The organism is Blautia marasmi, assembly GCF_900258535.1.
Lineage (GTDB): Bacteria > Bacillota > Clostridia > Lachnospirales > Lachnospiraceae > Blautia > Blautia hominis.
In genome coordinates, this window is record NZ_OIWX01000001.1 from 3083987 (window position 1) to 3103857 (window position 19871).

The 19871-nt window shown below is 48.0% G+C and carries 14 protein-coding genes and 2 pseudogenes; 14 read left to right on the forward strand and 2 right to left on the reverse strand.

The genetic code is table 11. The annotated features are described in order from the left end of the window. Positions 1 to 58: 58 nt before the first annotated feature. Positions 59 to 112: pseudogene (locus C6P39_RS28495) on the reverse strand (DUF6783 domain-containing protein); the annotation flags it as partial. On the opposite strand from C6P39_RS28495, the pseudogene C6P39_RS28500 reads away from it, so the two are divergent. The 14 genes and pseudogenes from C6P39_RS28500 to C6P39_RS13350 all read left to right on the forward strand — a co-directional run. Then, a pseudogene (locus C6P39_RS28500) lies at positions 89 to 202 on the forward strand (DUF6783 domain-containing protein); the annotation flags it as partial. The pseudogenes C6P39_RS28495 and C6P39_RS28500 sit on opposite strands and share 24 nt — an antisense overlap. 43 nt (positions 203 to 245) lie before the next feature. Then, positions 246 to 1952: an AAA family ATPase gene (locus C6P39_RS13285; protein ID WP_104804093.1), complete on the forward strand. Its 1707-nt coding sequence runs from the start codon at positions 246 to 248 to the stop codon at positions 1950 to 1952. Positions 1953 to 2276: 324 nt separating this feature from the next. Next, on the forward strand, positions 2277 to 3668 hold the full coding sequence (locus C6P39_RS13290) for an alanine/glycine:cation symporter family protein (protein WP_095172281.1): 1392 nt from the start codon (positions 2277 to 2279) through the stop codon (positions 3666 to 3668). A gap of 436 nt (positions 3669 to 4104) precedes the next feature. Beyond that, a complete protein-coding gene (locus C6P39_RS13300; protein WP_104804095.1) occupies positions 4105 to 5613 on the forward strand; it encodes a response regulator transcription factor in 1509 nt (502 codons plus the stop codon). A 161-nt stretch (positions 5614 to 5774) separates the two neighbouring features. Then, entirely contained in the window at positions 5775 to 7709 is a 1935-nt protein-coding gene (locus C6P39_RS13305; RefSeq protein ID WP_104804096.1) for an ABC transporter substrate-binding protein, read from the forward strand. Positions 7710 to 7777: 68 nt separating this feature from the next. Continuing rightward, positions 7778 to 8776, forward strand: a complete 999-nt coding sequence (locus C6P39_RS13310; RefSeq protein WP_095172277.1) for an ABC transporter permease — start codon at positions 7778 to 7780, stop codon at positions 8774 to 8776. 11 nt (positions 8777 to 8787) lie between these two features. Then, positions 8788 to 9642 (forward strand): ABC transporter permease, encoded by an 855-nt coding sequence (locus tag C6P39_RS13315; protein ID WP_095172276.1) that lies wholly within the window; start codon positions 8788 to 8790, stop codon positions 9640 to 9642. Next, positions 9635 to 10612: an ABC transporter ATP-binding protein gene (locus C6P39_RS13320; RefSeq protein WP_104804097.1), complete on the forward strand. Its 978-nt coding sequence runs from the start codon at positions 9635 to 9637 to the stop codon at positions 10610 to 10612. The genes C6P39_RS13315 and C6P39_RS13320 overlap by 8 nt, the downstream gene beginning before the upstream one ends. After that, positions 10599 to 11564, forward strand: a complete 966-nt coding sequence (locus tag C6P39_RS13325; RefSeq protein WP_104804098.1) for an ABC transporter ATP-binding protein — start codon at positions 10599 to 10601, stop codon at positions 11562 to 11564. The genes C6P39_RS13320 and C6P39_RS13325 overlap by 14 nt, the downstream gene beginning before the upstream one ends. A gap of 44 nt (positions 11565 to 11608) precedes the next feature. Then, on the forward strand, positions 11609 to 12673 hold the full coding sequence (locus C6P39_RS13330) for a glycoside hydrolase family 172 protein (protein WP_104804099.1): 1065 nt from the start codon (positions 11609 to 11611) through the stop codon (positions 12671 to 12673). Between the two features lie 17 nt (positions 12674 to 12690). Beyond that, positions 12691 to 13485, forward strand: coding sequence for a glutaredoxin family protein (locus C6P39_RS13335; RefSeq protein WP_104804100.1), 795 nt, complete (start codon positions 12691 to 12693; stop codon positions 13483 to 13485). Next, entirely contained in the window at positions 13478 to 15172 is a 1695-nt protein-coding gene (locus tag C6P39_RS13340; protein ID WP_104804101.1) for a cache domain-containing sensor histidine kinase, read from the forward strand. The genes C6P39_RS13335 and C6P39_RS13340 overlap by 8 nt, the downstream gene beginning before the upstream one ends. Positions 15173 to 15239: 67 nt before the next feature. Beyond that, positions 15240 to 16976: an ABC transporter ATP-binding protein gene (locus tag C6P39_RS13345; protein WP_095172271.1), complete on the forward strand. Its 1737-nt coding sequence runs from the start codon at positions 15240 to 15242 to the stop codon at positions 16974 to 16976. Position 16977: 1 nt separating this feature from the next. After that, the gene (locus C6P39_RS13350; protein WP_104804102.1) at positions 16978 to 18756 is read left to right on the forward strand and encodes an ABC transporter ATP-binding protein; all 1779 of its coding nucleotides are present in this window, start codon (positions 16978 to 16980) and stop codon (positions 18754 to 18756) included. 152 nt (positions 18757 to 18908) lie between these two features. On the opposite strand, the gene C6P39_RS13355 is transcribed toward C6P39_RS13350, so the two are convergent. After that, on the reverse strand, positions 18909 to 19508 hold the full coding sequence (locus C6P39_RS13355) for a DUF4230 domain-containing protein (RefSeq protein ID WP_104804103.1): 600 nt from the start codon (positions 19506 to 19508) through the stop codon (positions 18909 to 18911). Positions 19509 to 19871: the final 363 nt, after the last annotated feature.

The following is a 19871-nucleotide window of genomic DNA, read 5'->3' on the forward strand; positions in this document are numbered from 1 at the left end:
TGGATTTTCTGGTTGTACTAGAGTGTGTTTGAAAATTCATTCCGACAATCCGCACGCCCCACTTCGCGGTATATTTGCCCCCAATTCGGTCAACGTAGCCCGCTACGCCTCCCTCATCGAGGTCAAATCTCCCACAAAGTGTGACGCACATCTTGCCGAAAGCAATTTTCAAATACACTCTAATCAAAGATTGCAGATATAATAACAAGAATTAGCCATAAAACCAACTGGAAAGGAATAAATCTATGATAAAAAGAATTTCTATCGGATATCAGGAGTACGATGAACTGATAACAAATGGATTATTTTATATTGACAAGACAAGATTTATAAAGGAATGGTGGGAAAGTGGCGACAAAGTGACCCTGATTGCCAGACCACGCCGTTTCGGGAAAACGCTCACAATGAGCATGACTGCACAGTTTTTTTCATTAGAATTTAAAGGACGCAGTGACCTATTCCAAGATATGGATATTTGGAAAGAGCAGGAATACCGCTCTCTTCAGGGAACTTATCCAGTTATAGCGCTGAGCTTTTCGGATATAAAAGAAACTTCTTATACGCAGGCTCGTAAAAAAATTGGTGAGCTTATAGTTGACCAGTACAATAAACACGATTATTTAGCGGATGGGAATATATTAAATGAGAGGGAAAAAGAGTATTTCCACAGTATATCGTCAGATATGGAAGACTTTGAGATCAGCATATCTATTAGGAGATTGTCAAGTTATCTATATAAGTATTACCATAAAAAGGTGATTATACTTCTGGATGAATATGACACCCCAATGCAGGAATCTTATGTTAGCGGTTACTGGGAAGATTTGACTTTTTTCACCAGAAATTTATTTAATGCAACCTTTAAAAATAATCCGTATCTGGAACGTGCAATTATGACAGGAATCACTCGTATTAGCAAGGAGTCGATTTTTTCTGACCTCAACAATTTAAAGGAGATAACGGCTACATCCAATGAATATGCAGATTGTTTTGGCTTTACAGAAGATGAAGTATTTGAATCATTAAGAACATATGGTTTAACGGATATGAAAGAAGAGGTAAGACTATGGTATGATGGGTTTTCTTTCGGAAAGGTGCAGGGGATTTATAATCCCTGGTCAATCATTAATTTCCTTGATAAAGGTGAGGTAGGTCCTTACTGGACTAATACAAGCAGTAATAACCTGGCAGGAAACTTAATACGCCAGGGGAGCAGGCAAATAAAAGAAACTTTTGAAATATTATTATCCGGAGAGAGTATTACCACTGAAATCAATGAACAGATCGTGTATGAGCAGCTTAATATTGACGAGAGTGCTATTTGGAGTCTGCTGCTCGCCAGTGGTTATCTTAAGGTGAGAAAATGCCTGATCCAGAAGGATTTTATGATGGATTGGAGACAACTGTATGAACTGGAGATAACAAATCTGGAAGTAATGATTATGTTCCGGGGATTAGTCCGTGATTGGTTTGCTTCATCGGCATCAAATTATAATGACTTTATAAAAGCCATGCTGCAGGATGATATAAAGGCCATGAATGTATATATGAACAGAGTGTCCATAACAACATTCAGTTTTTTTGACACAGGAAAAAAACCTTCCGCAGAAAGTGAACCGGAACGATTCTATCATGGTTTTGTGCTTGGATTAATTGTGGAATTGGAGGATCGTTATACGGTTGCGTCAAATCGGGAAAGCGGCTTTGGCAGATATGATGTGATGTTGGAACCGAAGGAGCATACGGATGATGCGATTATAATGGAATTTAAGGTACAGGATGTAAATGATGAGAAAACTTTGAACGATACCGTTCAATCGGCATTAGATCAAATTGAATTGAAAGAGTACTCGGCATATTTAATAGCAAGAGGAATACCGCAGGATAGAATCCGGAAGTACGGATTTGCGTTCCATGGAAAAAATGTGCTTATAGGCAGTAAGAGGGGATGATTAAAAACTTACAGCCAAGAATTGTACCACGAACATGAATAATTGAAGCCCGGTGGTGTGATTGGTTCGGTGAGCTGCGAGTCTTGCTTATCATGTTGTTACTTCAGAGTAACAGTTCAGACAAGCTGAACCGTTACATATCCAGCCATTAAATATCGTTTCATGATGGGCTGGATGCAATGATTTCAGATTTACAAAACCCTCCTCCCATGGTATGATATGGAGAAAGAATAAAACGTTAATGCAATAACGCAGTGGAACAAAGGGGCAGACGGTTGGGTAGTCTGTCCCTTTCTGCGTTGCTGCAGGTGAGGGAGGAAATGTATGGATTTTGCTGGAATACTGAAGACGGTGAACGATTTTGTGTGGGGGCCCTTTATGCTCATTCTGCTGGTGGGGACAGGTGTTTTTCTTACCTTTCATTTGAAATTCCTGCCGTGGCGTAATTTGGGCTTTGCTCTGAAATCAATATTCAAAGACCCTGAAAAAGACAGTATGGGAAACAGAGAGGGCGATATCACCCCGTTTCAGTCCCTGATGACTGCATTGGCTGCAACCATAGGTACGGGAAACATCGTAGGTGTGGCAACCGCTATGGTCATGGGAGGTCCCGGGGCCATCGTCTGGATGTGGATCTCCGCTCTCTTTGGACTCTCCACCAAATATGCGGAGAGCGTTCTGGCTGTAAAATACAGGGAGATGAACGCGGACGGCGAGATGGTGGGCGGCCCCATGTATGCCATGAAAAATGGGTTCCGTAACAAAAAAGTGGGGGCTGTGCTGGCAACACTTTTTGCAGTCTTTGCGGTTCTTGCATCCTTTGGGATCGGTAATATGACACAGGCCAACTCCATTGCGGATGCACTGAACAGTACCTTTAAAATCCCCAATATTGTCACAGGCGTTGTGATAACGACCCTGGCACTGGTAGTTCTTGTGGGCGGGATCAAGAGCATAGGAAAAGTTTGTGAGAAAGTTGTGCCTTTTATGGCAGTGCTGTATTTCGCCTGCGGAGTGGGCGTTATCATTATCAATGCAAAACATATACCGGACGGTCTGGGCCAGATATTCGGCATGGCGTTTTCCGTAAAGGCAGTAGCCGGCGGTGTTGGCGGAAATATCATAGCTACCATGTCATCTGCCATGCGCTGGGGTGTTGCCAGAGGCGTGTTCTCCAATGAGGCAGGCCTCGGCTCCGCTCCTATTGCGGCAGCGGCAGCTAAGACCGATTATCCCTCCAGACAGGGCTACATCAATATGACGGGAACTTTTTTCGATACGCTGGTGGTCTGTTCCGTCACAGGTCTTGTCATTGCATCCTCCGGTGTGCTGGGTATGAAGGATGCTTCCGGAGAATTGGTGACAGGCGTAAACCTGACCATAAAAGCTTTTGAGAGCGCCCTGGGTCCTATGGGAAGTTACCTGGTTTCCATCGGGATCATGCTGTTTGCCTTCTCCACAATTCTGGGTTGGGAATACTATGGGGAGAAATCTTTGGAATTTCTGGTCCGCTCCACTAAGATGAACAGGATTTACAGGGTACTGTTCTCCTTTATCACATTTGTGGGTGCTACCAGGACACTGCAGATCGTATGGGATTTCTCAGATACCATGAACGGATTGATGGCAATCCCAAACCTGATCTGCCTTTTGGTGCTGAGTAATGTGGTGGCACAGGAATGTTTTGATTTCCAGAAAGAAGTAAAGAAAAAGTAAGACTGCTGCACAAAGTTAAGAAAAAAGAAGTCTGCGGAGGACTGCCGCAGGCTCTTTTTTGGCTATAAAACCCGCAGGCATTGCTGACGGCTCCGACAGGGTTACTGTACACAGGCCACCGTACCGGGAGGCGTTTTCATGCTGAAAGCATGAAAATCCCCAGGCAGCAAGCGCGATATGGGGCAGAATGCTCCATATCTGTGTATCGCGAAGCGTGTTACTGGACACGGAGTGTACAGTAACACGGCAGGGTGCCGCCATATTTTGCTATTTCCCATTGTTTGTAATCCGACAATATATTATAATAATCTACATATTCTGTATATCTGCAGTTTGCAGGGCATTTTATCTGCGTGATATGGGGAAAAGCTACAGAAGATTCTGTATGGAAAAGCGTTGACAACAGAAAATTAATCAGAATTGCGGGTGGAAAACGATGCTGAAGGTTGTATTGATTGATGATGAACAAGTAGTGCTGCAGGGTATGAGCCATTTGCTGGCGGAGGACTTTCCGGATTATGAGATAACGGGGAGCTTTACCGATCCGGAGCCTGCCATCCGTTTTATTGAGGAAAATAAAGGACAGGTGGATGTGGTGGTGACAGATATAAAAATGCCCCACATATCAGGTGTCACTCTGATAGAGAGAATCAGGGATATACGTCCTGAGATCGTCATGATCGCCATGAGTGCGTACACAGATTATGAATATATCCGGCAGGCCATGAAAAACGGGGCAGTGGATTATCTTCTGAAACCCTGCAGGCGGAAAGAGATCCTGGGGATATTTGAGAAAGCGGAGCAGCAGAAAAAGGAGAGGGAACAGGAGACAGAGGAAAAGCAAAAAGAGCGCCTGTTTATCAAGCTCCTGAAAGGGGCAGAGAACTGGCAGGACAGAGACTCCCGTATATTCCCGGAGGGGACGGACTGCGTGTGTGCCATGTGGTCTGACAAGGATAAAGGCAGGGAGGAATGGGAGGCAGCCCTTGAACGAAGGCGGGCAGAGTTAAGAAAGAAAAATGCCGTGGGGACTGCGGAGGAACACAGGCTGTGGATCATAGCGCCCTTTTCTGAGCTGCAAGAGGAGAAATTTTTGAAAACTTGTGTGGATGCAGGGGATTTTGCCATTTATCTGGAAAGACGTTTTCCTTGGAAGCAGCAGGAACTGCGGGAGACTGTGCAGGCACTTTTGGAGCGGGAATTTTATATGGATTTTAACGGCAGGCTGTTTGCGTGGGACGAGGAAGAATGGCAGAAGAAAAGCAGCAGGGCAGAGGAGATCAATATGGAGGAGTATCTGCCTTTTTCTAAAATTGAAATGATCCTGATACGGGGAAGAGAGGATCAGCTTCAGCTTATACTGCATGAAGGCAGACGCCGCCTTCTGAACAGAACAGACGGGTTTGAACCCGGAATGCTGAAAAAGGGCATGATCCGTTTCTGCTGTATGATGGAAGAGCGTGTCAAAACCCAGGAGACGGGCAAAGTGCCGGAGCGTCTTTCCGAGCAGGAGCAGATACTTTCAGACCTGAGAAACAGCAGAAGCCTTTTACAGGCATGGACCAATCTGGAAGCATATCTGCAGCAGATTCTCAGCTTTTTCCAGGAAAAGGCCAAGGTGCCTTCCTATGTCCGGCTGGCATCCGCTTACATGGAGGCCAACTATATGCAGGAATTGTCCCTGCAGAAGGTTGCGGAATATGTGTCGCTGAATCCCTGGTACTTCAGTTCCCAGTTTAAAAAGTATATGGGAATCCCCATGGGGGAATATCTGAATCAGGTCAGGATCAAGGCAGCCGTGAATCTGATGGAGGAAAGGGATTTAAAGATCGGAGAGATTGCAGAGCTGGTGGGGTTTAAAGATTCCGCCTACTTTGGAAGCGTATTCAAGAAGTTTAAGAAAATGTCGCCAAAAGAGTACAGAATGAAAATAATGAATAAATAACAGTGCCGGATAAGAGGCAGGAGCCGTCAAAATACTGATGACCCCTGCTTTTTTTGTGCAATATAAAATATATTTACCAGAAATCTAATGAAATCAACAGTTTTTTTTACGGAAATAGATATACTTGAAACCATCAATGAAAAAACAAAGGAGGATAAAAAATGCGAAGAAAAAGTAAACAGATTTTGGCGGCAGCCACAGCAGCGGCCCTGTTGTTATCAGGCTGCGGCGGCAGCGCAGGGAAGTCAGGAGAAAAAACTGCAGCTCAGCCTGCAGCGTCGGGGGACAAGATGACAGACGTGGGGACGCCCAGAGAGGATACCCTGATCGTGGATATGCTGAGCGGCACCCAGACAGACCCGGATAATTTCAATCCCTATATGACAGGCTGCGTGGCCATGGACTGCGGGCTTCATCAGCTTTTGTACCCATGTCTGTGGGAGGCGGATACCATGAACGGGGAGCAGATCTGTGACCTGGCGGCGGATTTTCCCGAGGCCATGGATGACACCAACACAAAGTTCCAGTTCCATCTGCGGGAGGGGATCACCTGGTCCGACGGCGTGGAGTTCACTGCCGAGGATGTGGAGTATACATCCAACATACTCAGCAGTACAGAGGAATTCAGTTGGGGAAGCTGGTACAAATCCTTTGTAAAAAGCATGAAGGCCGTGGACAAATACACAGTGGAGATGGAGCTGGTGGAGCCAAACGTAAAGCCCCAGCAGAAACTGGGCGTTATTGTATTTGGCAATAACTTTAAAGTAGTTCCGAAACATATATGGGAAAAAGAAGACCCGGCTACCTTTAAGTATACAGACCCTCTGTCACTGGGGCCGTACACCCTCTCCAAACGTGATGCCCAGGGAAACTGGTTCCTGTATGAAAAGAGAGAGGACTGGGACAAATCGGATGTAGGCGTCATTGACGGGGAACCGAAGCCCCAGTATGTATTATTCAAATATTTCGGAAGTGAAGAGAAACGTGTCATGGCAGCCGTGAATAATGAGATTGACATTTTGCAGGACATTTCACCGGAGAGCTGGGATATTCTGAAGGAAAAGAATCCCAACGCAAAATGCTGGACAGAGGAATTCCCTTATGCCATCCCGGATGATCCCTGTGAGCGCGGCATTTCCTTTAACTGTTCCAATGAATACTACAATAACAGGGATGTGCGCTGGGCACTGACCCTGAGCATGGATATCAAACAGGTGAGCATGGCTACCTTTGGCGGAAAACTGAAGTTTTCACCTCTTGCGGTACCTCCCACAACAGCGCTGACGGATGTGTATCAGAAACCAATGCTGGACTGGCTGAAAACATATGCCTTTGAGGATGGATACAAACCGTTCAATGAGAACACAGCCAAGGAAATGGTGGAGCTTCTCAAAACAGAGGGTGTTGAAAATCTTCCCACCACAGACGAGGAGATCACAGATATCTTTGGTATCGGCTGGTGGAAATATGATACAGACAAGGCGGCAGAGCTGCTTCAGAAGAACGGATTTACCCAGAAGGACGGGCAGTGGATGACACCGGAGGGACAGCCCTGGGAGATCATCATCCTGGCTCCTGCGGACTTTGAGATTGAATCTATGCGTCTGGCATTTGCAGTTGCGGATGCCTGGAGTAAATTCGGTGTGAAAGCTGAGGTGAAGCAGCAGGATTCCTCCACATTCTGGACCTCCTATGCAACAGGAAACTATGACGCAGGCGCATACTGGCCTTTCTGCGGACTGATTCCTGATCTGACAGAGAATATCCAGACATGGCACGAAAAGTATATTCTTCCAAACGGAGAGAACGCGGCAGGCAACAAAGAGCGTTATGCCAATGAGGAGCTGAGTGCAGCCATTGATAAGTTACAGACTCTTGAGCCGGATGACCCGGAGGTGAATGCAACAGTGGAAGAAATGCTGAAGATCTTTGTGGACGAGATGCCCGCGATCCCCATGTTCGGCACCGCAAAATTCGTTCCGGTCGTTGAGACGTACTGGACCGGTTTCCAGGATTCTGAGAATCCATTTGAAGGTCCCTGGTGGTGGTGGTCACAGTTCAGGTTCTACACCACTAAGATCGAAGCTGCAAAATGATTTGTCACCATACAGTAACTGTGAAAATATAAAACAGTTACATTACACCAATTATAAGGAGGCTGTCAATGAAATTCGGTAAATTTCTTCTCTCCAGGATTGCGACATTTCTTCTCGTGATCTTTATTGGTGTGACAACCGTCTTTTTCGTCCCCAGGCTCATGCCAAATGATCCGGTGGAAGCAATGATTGGACAGATGACGTCCAATGCCGGTTCCATGAGCCCGGAGGCGATCGAGCAGATGAGGGAATCTATGAATTCCCTCTTCGGCCTGGACGGTTCTGTCCTGCACCAGTATCTGGATTTTTTTAAACGGGTAGTTATCTCACATGATTTTGGCCCATCCCTTTCCGCGTATCCTACGCCGGTGATGCAGATGATTGCCAGGGCGCTGCCGTGGACGCTGGGGCTTATGCTGACCACCACGGTCCTGTCATGGCTGATTGGGAACCTGATCGGGCTTCTGGCAGGGTTTCGCAAAGACAAACCCCTGTCAAAATTTTTGGAAGGGATCGCCATCGTAATGTATCCCATTCCGTATTACATTTTCGCCCTGCTGTTGATCATGTTTTTCTGTTACCTGCTTCCTGTGTTCCCCCTGTCCTTTGTTGTACAGGGCGAGGGATTTAACTGGGTACATATAAAAAGCATTCTCTGGAACTGTTTTCTGCCTGCCCTGTCTTTGGTGCTGGTAGGATTTGGGTGGTGGGTCATCAGTATGAAGACCATGGTGAGCAATGCCAAGGAAGAGGAATATGTGAAGTTTGCAAGGCTGAAAGGGCTGGGTGAAGGCCGTATCATGGGAAGGTATGTGATGCCCAATGTCATGCTCCCACAGGTCACCAATCTGGCACTGCAGATAGGCGGTATCTTCAACGGCGCACTGGTGACGGAGATCCTGTTTGGATTTCCGGGACTGGGCAGTTTGATCTACCAGGGAATCCTGCAGAGTGATTACAACCTGATCATGGGCACCATCACCATCTCGGTGATCAGTGTTGCCCTTACAACTTTCGTGATAGACCTGCTGTATCCATTCCTGGATCCGCGCATCCGCTATAGTTAGGGGGAGAGAGAATGGCAGGAAAGAAAAACAAAATAAATAAATACTGGAATTTTCGGCTGAAGATGGGCGCTGTGCTTCTGGGCGTCTTCCTGGTCATCGGATTTGTCATGCCTGTTTTCTGCAAAGTCAGCCCTGTGCAGTGGCAGTCTTATCCCAGAAATATGGACCCGACAGCAGAGCACTGGCTGGGGACCACAGGCCTTGGACAGGATGTCTTCTGGCTTTTGGCCTACTCCATAAGAAACTCCTTTCTGGTAGGCATGGGAGTTGCATTTTTTGCTACAGCTGTAGGGGTTTTTATGGGGCTGCTTGCAGGATTTAAGGGCGGATGGGCAGACAGGATCATTACGCTTCTGACGGATTCTTTTATTGTGATCCCGTCCCTTCCCATACTGATCCTCATATCAAGTATGCTGAAGGGCACCGCGCCGCTTTTTTATGTGGCAGCGGTCCTGGTGATCTTTAACTGGCCCTGGCCGGCCAGACAGGTGCGTTCCATGGCGCTGACCCTGAAAGAGCGGGATTTTATCAGTACAGCCCTGTTTTCCGGAGAGAGTACCGGAAAGATCATTCTGAAAGAGATTTTCCCGTTTGTCATGAACTGGTCTCTGGCAAACTTTATCAATACGATCCTGGTGGCGATCGCAGCGGAATCCAGCCTTGCCGTGATCGGAATGTCCAGCAACACAACAGCCACTCTCGGCACAATGATCTACTGGGCCAATGAGCACCAGGCCATGCTGGCAGGGCGCTGGGTGTGGATCGGAGCGCCGGTGGTATCCACAGCACTTATTTTCATCGGTCTGTTCCTCACCATGACAGGGGCACAGCAGATGTGGGCAAAAAGGAGGGGGACAGATGCTTAAACTGGAACAGGTGAGTGCCCGTTATGAAACGGTCAGCGGATATGTGAATTCCGTGGACCATGTGAGCTTTGAGGTACGGAAAAATGAGATCATGGGCATTGCCGGGGAATCCGGCTGCGGAAAATCCACTCTTTTAAAGACCATGTACGATCTGGTGGATTTTCCCCTGGAAATATGCGGGGGAAAGGTGACCCTGACCACAGAGTCCTCAAAAGAAAAGAAAGTCCTGACAACAGGCCAGATCAGAAAAGAGTGGTGGAGGGAGATTTCCTATGTACCCCAGGGTGCCATGCATGTCATGAACCCGGTCAGAAAAGTCAGGGAGCAGTTTTTTGATGTGATACCAAAAGAAAAGAGACAGAAAAAGGCAGAGCAGGAAAAAACCATTGCTGCGTACCTGAAGGAACTGGAGCTGCCCCATGAAGTTTTGGATGCTTATCCCCATCAGCTAAGCGGCGGAATGCGGCAGAGAGTCATCATCGCGCTGGCAACCTTTCTGGGTCCGGATCTGGTGCTTGCAGATGAACCTACCACGGCTCTTGATGTGGTGGTGCAGCGGGGGATCCTGACCATGTTGTCAAGAGTGCAGAAGAAGCTGGAGAACTCCATGGTCATAGTTTCCCATGATATGGGGGTACATTATCAGATCACAGACAGGCTTGGAATCATGTATGCAGGACAGATGATAGAGGACGGACCCACACAGGAGATCTTCGGGAATCCCCAGCATCCCTATACCCAGATGCTGATCAAAGCCCTTCCAAGGCTTGGGGATGACACGCAGAAGGAAGGGATTCCGGGCCTTCCCCCGAGTCTTAGAAACCCGCCGAAAGGCTGCAGATTTGCCGCACGCTGTCCTTACGCTGAGGATAAGTGCCGCAGGGAACAGCCCACATCGGTATCTGTGGGGGAACGGCATCAGGCAAGCTGCCATTTGCTGAAGGAGGGAGGCGGCCATGGAAAATTATAATTTATCGGTGAAAAATCTGACAAAATCTTTTAAGATAGGCGGAATGATCTTCGGAACCAGTATAGTGGCTGTGGACCATGTGAATCTGGATATCCACTCAGACAAACCGTGGATCATGGCTATAGTGGGAGAATCGGGAAGCGGAAAGAGCACCCTGGCCAAAATGGTTTTAAAGCTTCTGGAGGCAGGGAGCGGAGACATTTCCCTGGGAGGGGAAGACCTCTCGGTATATGACAAGAAGAAAAAAGAATTCAGGAAAATGGTGCAGCCTATTTTCCAGAACCCCTTCACTGCTTTCAGCGCAAGAAGGACTGTGGACAGCTACTTATTTGAAACAGCCTGTAATCTGGGGGAGATGAAGTCAAAAGAGGAGGCTGCCGAAAAGATTCGGGAGACACTGGCTGAAGTGGGGCTTAACATGGAACAGGTACAGGGAAAATTCCCCAACCAGTTTTCCGGCGGAGAGCTGCAGAGGATCTCCATAGCCAGGGCATTGATCACAAGGCCAAAGCTGATCGTGGCGGATGAGCCGGTAGCCATGATCGACGCATCCCTCAGAATGAATATTGTTAATTTATTTAAAAAACTAAAAAATGACTACCATGTGAATTTTATCTACATAACCCATGATCTGTCCACCGCATATTATGTGAGTGATTATATAGCCACCATGTACAGGGGGAACCTGATAGAATTCGGAAAGGCAAAAGCAATCTTAGAGAATCCGGGCCATCCCTATACGGAACTCCTGCAGGAATCCATTCCTGTTGTGGGGAGAAAGTGGGACCGGGACATAGTCCTGCCTGACCTGGAAACAAAGGAATTTGCTGCCACTGCCTGTAAATTTGCCTCCAGGTGTAAATACGCCACAGAAAAATGCAGGCAGAAAAGCCCGTCCATGTATTCCATGGGGGAGGGGCATGAGGTCTTGTGTTACCGTTATGAACATTGAACGTAACTGTAAAACAGTTGTCATTGAGAAAGGAAAGAGAAGCCATGATAGGAGATATGAGCAGTTTAAGCGAAATGGTAAATATCAGGACACGTTCCGTCAGTCCTGAAAACTTTACAGGAGAAAAAGGGGCCGGAGGGCAGGCCGTAGAGGGGACCGGTGCCTCCTGCGCAAGGGACCTGGGCAAGGGATGGAAGGTTTCACCTTCCGTACAGATTGGGCCGGGCGAGACCTTTACCCTGGCGGATATAAAGGGGCAGGGTATGGTGAAGCATATCTGGGTGACCACCAGCAGTATGCAGAACAGAACCCTGGTGCTCAGGATGTACTGGGACGATCAAGAGTTTCCGTCTGTGGAGGCTCCCCTGGGGGATTTTTTTGCAAGCGCGGATGAACAGCAGTATGAGCAGCTAACCTCCCTTGCCGTGTGTGTGAATCCCCGCAGAGGCCTGAACTGTTATTGGGATATGCCTTTTTACGAAGGATGCCGCATGACACTGGAAAATCTGGCGGAGGAGAATGTGATCGTATATTACCAGGTGGATTACCAGCTCAGGGAGCTGGAGAAGGCGTACGGATATTTCCATGCCCAGTACCGCCGCACAAATCCCCTTCCATATAAAGAAGACTATACGGTCCTGGACGGCGTGAAGGGAAAAGGACAGTATGTGGGCACCTATATGTTTTGGGGTGTAAACAACAATGGATGGTGGGGAGAAGGAGAGATCAAATTCTTTATGGATGGGGACCGGGAGTATCCCACTATCTGCGGAACAGGGACAGAGGATTATTTCTGCGGGGCTTACGACTTTGAGGTGGACGGAGTTTACCGGCCATACTGTACCCCCTATTCCGGCCTTTCCAAGATCACACACACGGACGGGGCCTATAAGACGCAGCAGAGGTTCAGCATGTACCGCTGGCATATCACAGACCCCATATACTTTGATAGGGATTTAAAAGTGACCATTCAGGCTCTGGGATGGCGTTCGGACGGAAGATATCTGCCTTTGCAGGATGATATCTCATCTGTGGCCTACTGGTATCAGGACAGTCCGGCGCCCAGCGGTTCCGTGTTAGGGAGCAGAGACGACCTGGAAATCATATAAGATGGGAGGAACCGGTATTGAAGAGAAAGATAATTTTTGGAGCTGTCCTTTTCCTGCTTCTTGCAGGAGGGATAGGTGCTGTATGGAAGATAAACAGGGTACCGGTTCCTGTATCATGCTATATTTATGACCAGTGCGGGGGATGTTCTGTGACAGACCATCCCTGCAACGCATGTACCGGGGAACGGCAGTACAGGATCAAGATGGAATCCATGCTGGAGGAAGCGGGAGTGAGGGAGCGGGCGGAATTGAAAATTTATAATGTGCTTTATTCCTTTTACAGAAATGATCTGACAAAAGCCATGCAGGCGTCCAGTGAACCGGCACAGATGACCTACCCGGCAGTATTTGTAGGCGGTACCATGCTTTTGGGTGAGGATGAGGTGGAGGCAAAGCTTTTATCCTCCATCAAGGCAGAGGGAACGTTTCGGAAAAAGCTGGGTTATCTTTTGGGGATACAAAAGGAGACCCACATGGGAAGACGGGAGATTCCCCGAATTGTATTCTTTACTATGGAAGGATGTCCTGACTGCCAGGAGGCAAAAGAATGGCTGGATGGCAGAAATGAGGAGCTGGATCATAAACTGTATGAAAAATTTGATTTTTACCCTGTAGGAAGCGGAGAGCCGGGGAGCTGGGAAATGCTGAAAAAGTTCTATATCCTCTATGGGAGAGAGCAGGAGTCCCTCTGGGTACCCACGATCATAGTAAACGGCAGGTGTCTGATCGGCATGGATGAGATCAGGGATTACTTTGAGGATTATGACATAGACGGGAAGATCAACACAGAGGTGCCAAACGATTATGAGTAGACTAAAGCTGAACAGACCCAGAACCTTATGGATAAAGACCATTCTGATCTTCCTGGCAGGCGGCATTTTTATCTGTGTCCTTTTCAGTGTCTTGTATTACCGTACAGTCAAGATCATGACGGAAAAGACTAACCTGCTTTTTGAAAATACCGTATACCAGGTCTCTGAGAGGTGCAGCCAGGAGGTCGGGCAGATGGAGGACCTGATCTTAGGGATTTCGGAGAACCAGTGGGTAAAAAATTATCTGTCCAAACTTTTGGCCGGGACCGATAATTTTTCCATGACAGAGGTACGCATTGTGCGGGAAGCCCTGCGGGAACGGAATCTGAGTATGGCGGAGAATGTCTATGTCTACACAAAGGATTATGAGCCTGTCAATTGTTTTTACAGAAACGCCGTCTTTGAGACTGCAGAGTCATACAAAACGTATTTGGAAGAATTCCGGGAGTTTCCTCAGGGAAATATACTGTGGAGATATCCGGAGGGAGAACCGGGGCTTATGGAGGCTGTAAGCTACATCCATGACGGGGATATGGTCTACGGACTTTTGGTGGTCCAGTTTACCCAGGAGAATTTCGAGACTATTTTCACCGCAAAAAATAAAAGCCGACAGGAAAAGATGATGCTCACAGACGGAGACGGGCGCATTCTGTTTACGGAAAACAAGGAGTTGACCGGGAAATATCTGAGGGAGCAGGAGCAGCAGCAGGAGGACCACCAGGTTGTCTATCCCCTGGGAAGCTTTGGCTGGAATCTGTGCGGCATTCTTGAAAGCACAGCCGTCACGCAGGAGTTGAATAAGATCATCCCGATTCTGATCATTGTCTTTGTGTGTATCATGCTTTTAGTGGGGATCATAGCGTTTACCATTTTCAAATCTTTTTTAAGGCCGGTCAAACAGCTTCTGTACGGCATGGAACGGATCCAGAACGGTGAGCTGGATTTCACCATGGAGCGGAAAAAGCAGGATGAATTCGGCATGATCATTGACAGTTTTAATTACATGCTTGTGCGCATCAAGGAACTGCTTCATACGGTTCAGAGACAGCGGAACAATTACTACAAGCTGGAGATGCTGGCACTTAAATCAAAACTGAATCCCCATTTTCTCTATAATGCGTTTGATATGATCTACTGGAAGATGGTCTTAAAAAATGAGTATGAGATCGCTGATGTGGTGGCAACCCTTGCAGATATTCTGCGGTACTGTGTAAACCATAAAAAGGAATTTGTCACGGTGCAGGAGGATATGAGATACTTGTCATCCTACCTGTCCTTCCAAAGACTTTTGCTGAATGAAAAACTGCAGTATGAGATCCGCATCCCGGATGAGCTGTCAGAGTGTGAGATGCCCAAGCTGCTGATCCAGCCATTGGTGGAAAATGCCATTAAGTACGGGATGAATGAACAGGAGGGACAGCTGCATGTGAGTCTCAGGCAGGAGGGGGAATACCTGATCTTTGAAGTCTGGGACAACGGAAAAGGGATGCCTGAAGAAACCTGCCGCCGTCTTTTGGAGGACGATACCGGGGATCAGGGCGGATTTGGTGTGCGGCTTGTGAAGGCTATGGTAAAAAGTACATATGGGGAGGAGTGCGGCGTATCCATTTACAGCAGGGAGGGATGGGGGACAAAAGTTACCGTACGGATCCTCAGAGATGTGCCGGTACCGGAATATATCAGATAAAGTTTGTCTTTCCATGAAAGAGGTGATAAGATAAATAGGAAAAAATAATAACCGGTAGGAGAACATCATGAGAAAACTGCTGATTTATATGAAAGACTATAAAAAAGAGTCTGTCCTGGCACCGCTGTTCAAGCTTCTGGAAGCATCCTTTGAACTGCTGGTGCCTCTTGTCATGGCCCGGATCATTGACCGGGGGATCGGAAACGGGGACAGGCATTATGTGATCATCATGTGCCTGCTGATGGTGAGCCTTGGTATTATCGGGCTTGTCTGCTCTGCGACGGCACAGTATTTTGCGGCAAAGGCCGCGGTGGGATTTTCCACAAAACTGCGGCACGTATTGTTTTCCCATATCCAGGGGCTTTCCTTTACGGAAATGGATACCATGGGAACCTCCACACTGATCACCAGAATGACAAGTGATATCAATCAGGTGCAGAACGGAGTCAATATGGTGCTGCGTCTGTTTCTGCGCTCCCCCTGTATTGTGTTCGGCGCAATGATAATGGCATTTACCATTGACGTGAAAGCCGCGCTTATCTTTGTGGTGACGATACCTCTGCTCTCTGTGGTAGTCTTTGGGATCATGCTGATCACCATCCCTCTGTATAAGAAGACCCAGGCCGCTTTAGACCGGGTACTGGGGATCACCAGAGAAAATCTAACCGGAGTCAGAGTCATCCGTGCATTCAATAAGGAAGAGGAAGAGAAAGAACGCTTTCAAGAGAGTAATGATACCCTCACAGCCATGCAGAAACATGTGGGGAAAATCTCAGGTCTTATGAATCCCATGACCTACGTGATCATCAACGGCGCTTTGGTAGTGCTTCTGTGGACAGGAGCTATACGGGTGGATACGGGATATATCACACAGGGACAGCTCATTGCCCTGGTGAATTATATGTCCCAGATCCTGGTGGAGCTGATCAAGCTGGCAAACCTGATCATCACCATCACCAAAGCCCTGGCCTGTGCAAACCGTGTGGAGAGTGTTCTGGAAATACAGTCCAGTATGCAGGACGGAGGCAAAAAATCCCCGGCAGAGACAAAAGAGAGCTGCGCAGCCGTAGAATTTTGCCATGTGGGGCTTACATATAAGAATGCAGGGGAGGAATCCCTGACGGATATTAACTTTAAGGCCGGGAAGGGACAGACCATAGGTATCATAGGAGGCACCGGCTCCGGAAAATCTTCCCTGGTGCATCTGATCCCCAGGTTTTATGATGTCACGGCAGGAGAAGTCCGGGTGAACGGAGTGGATGTGAGAAATTATCCCATCCATGAGCTCCGCCAAAAAGTAGGGATGGTCCTGCAGAAGGCATCGTTGTTTAAAGGGACCATACGGGAGAATCTTCTCTGGGGAAACCGGGGGGCGTCTGATGAGGAGTTGTGGCGTGCACTGGAGATATCCCAGGCAAAGGAGTTTGTGGAGAAGAAGGAGGACGGCCTGGACACAGAGGTGGTACAGGGAGGAAAAAACCTTTCCGGAGGACAGAAACAGCGCCTCACCATTGCCAGAGCTTTGGTGAAAAACCCGGAAATCCTGATCCTGGACGACAGTGCGTCAGCCCTTGACTTTGCCACAGATGCCAGACTGCGCCGGGCTATAGGGAACCTGAAGGATAAGATGACGGTATTTATTGTATCCCAGAGAGCATCCTCTGTCATGTATTCAGATTTGATCCTGGTGATGGAGGATGGTCATCTGGCAGGTGCGGGCAGCCATGGGGAACTTCTGAAGACCTGCAGCGTGTACAGGGAAATTTATGGATCACAGTTTGAGCACAGAGAGGAGGAGGCATAAGATGGACAGGAAAAGATCAGCACAGAAGGAAACACTCCGAAAGGTACTCAAATATGTGCGGCATTATTGGCCGTTTTTGATCCTGTCTATTGGGGCGGCGGCAGTGACGGTGGTCCTGACTCTGTATGTGCCCATCCTGACAGGTGAGGCCATTGATCATATTGTAGATAAGGGAAAGGTTGATTTTGTCTATGTGCTGCATACACTGCGGAAGATCGGCATTGTCATCCTGTTTACAGCCCTGGCCCAGTGGATCATGAATGTGAGCAACAATAAGATCGCCTACCACACGGTTCAGGATGTGCGGAACCAGGCATTTCGGAAAATACAGATACTTCCGCTGAAATACATGGATGACCATTCCTACGGCGAGGTGGTAAGCCGCGTGATCGCAGATGTGGACCAGTTCTCAGACGGGCTGCTGATGGGATTCACCCAGCTTTTTACAGGGGTGATTACCATCCTGGGGACCCTGCTCTTTATGCTCACCAGAGATGTGGGGATCACGCTGGTGGTGGTGCTGATCACACCGCTCTCCCTCTTTGTGGCAAACTTTATTGCCAAGAGGACATTTACCATGTTCAGACAGCAGTCAGAGGCCCGCGGGGAGCAGACCGCCCTTGTGGAGGAAATGATCGGAGGCCAGAAAGTGGTCCAGGCATTCAATTATGAGGAGGAAGCCCTGGAGCATTTTGACCAGATCAACAAGCATCTGGCAGACTGTTCGCTAAAAGCGATCTTCTTCTCCTCCCTGACAAATCCCTGTACCCGTTTTGTCAACAGTCTTGTATATGCAGGGGTTGGTTTGGTGGGGGCGCTGTCTGTCATAAGCGGCGGGATAACAGTGGGACAGCTCTCCTGTTTCCTGAGTTATGCCAACCAGTACACCAAGCCCTTTAATGAGATATCAGGTGTGGTGACAGAGCTTCAGAATGCGCTGGCCTGTGCTTCCCGTATCTTCGCGCTCATAGAGGAAACACCTCAGATACCGGAGCCGGAGGATGTAAAGACTCTGGAACACACAGACGGAAAAGTGGATCTGGAGCATGTATACTTCTCCTATTCACCGGAGACAAAACTGGTGCAGGATTTCAATCTCCATGTGCAGCCTGGGCAGAGAGTGGCCATCGTAGGTCCCACGGGCTGCGGGAAAACCACGATCATAAACCTGCTCATGCGTTTTTATGATGTGGACAGGGGCAGTATCCGGGTCAGCAGCCGGGATATCCGCAGTGTTACCAGAAAAAGCCTGCGGGGTTCCTACGGAATGGTGCTGCAGGATACCTGGCTCAGAACAGGTACGATCCGGGACAACATTATCATGGGAAAACCGGATGCCTCGGAGGAGGAGATCAAGGCGGCGGCCAGGGCTTCCCATGCACACAGTTTTATCAAGCGTCTGCCAAAGGGATATGATACGGTGATCACAGAGGACGGCGGCGGCCTGTCCCAGGGACAGAAGCAGCTTCTGTGTATCACCAGGGTTATGCTCTGCCTTCCGCCTATGCTGATCTTGGATGAGGCCACATCCTCCATTGATACCAGGACTGAGATGCATATTCAGGAGGCATTTGCAAAAATGATGCAGGGCAGGACCAGTTTTATCGTGGCTCACCGCCTGTCCACCATACGGGAGGCGGATGTGATCCTTGTAATGGATAACGGTAACATTGTGGAGCAGGGAGATCATAAGACACTGCTTGAGAAAAACGGATTTTATGCCAAATTGTATAATAGCCAGTTTTTGTCCGGACAGGATACGGCTGCGGTTAAGGAATAAAAGAAACGGGTCGGGAGAAATCGTAATATTCTCCCGGCCCATTTCTTTTATTCTGCCGATATGTATATACTGTTATATTTTTGCTTGGCCGCGGAACACTTTCTCACGGTCTGCGCATATACTGCGCTGACCTACTGAATAGTTACGCTTTTTTAGCTTGCAGCCGGTTCACTAAATACAACGGTGTATTCTTTATCACTGTCCTGGGTCACAGGGGCCAGCAGTTCCTGGATCAGGCGCTGGGCCTGTTCATTTGCCGTTGTCAGCAGATCGCTGTCAGCGGCATTTTTTTCCGCATCTTCCTTGGCAGCCTGCAGGGCAGTTACGGTATCCTCTTTGTTCTGGGGATTGAACAGTGCTATTTTTTCATCGTAAAACTCCAGGCTGTCCGGGTCAATATTGATGTCCTGGATCACGGCTTCCGGAAGGGTCACGGTGATGGTTTCGCCGGATACGTCCACCTGGGCTTTGGAAAGGTCAATGCCTGCCTTGATATGGGCATCGTAAATCATGGTAAAGCCTTTCTGAGTGATAAAACGGATCTCACCGGCCTCGTAACGGATCAATCCTCTGTATTCCAGGCGGGCGGTAGCCAGGTCACTGGCCTGGGTTAAACGGGCAGTGATCGCGGAGACAGAGATATCTGCCTTTTGATATTTGCGCCCTTCCCAGTATCTTCCCAGAAATATGCCGAAAATGACCAGGATCAGGACGCAGACTACGCCGATCATCTTTGCTATTTTATTTTTCATTCTTACCTCCGTGTTTTAGAATGGTAACGGCCGGTACCTTTACAGTATGCTTAATGCGCTGTTTTTGTACAGTAATACGCTTCGCACAGCATCTTTTGGAGAAGGCCTTCCCGGACGGGAATCTGCGGACGGCGACCAGCAGTTACCATTGCCAGTTCTTTTCTACATTATACGTCTTTTTCCGACATTTGAAAAGAAAAACATGTTTTTTATATAATACTATTGACAAAAGCATATTATATAGCGTATAGTATTAAATATAAAATAGTATTGTAAAAAATATAATATTATACAAATCCTAAGTATCCCGGAATTCTATTATTTCATGCCGGGAGGCAGCCGCGGCAGTACAGGCGGCATATA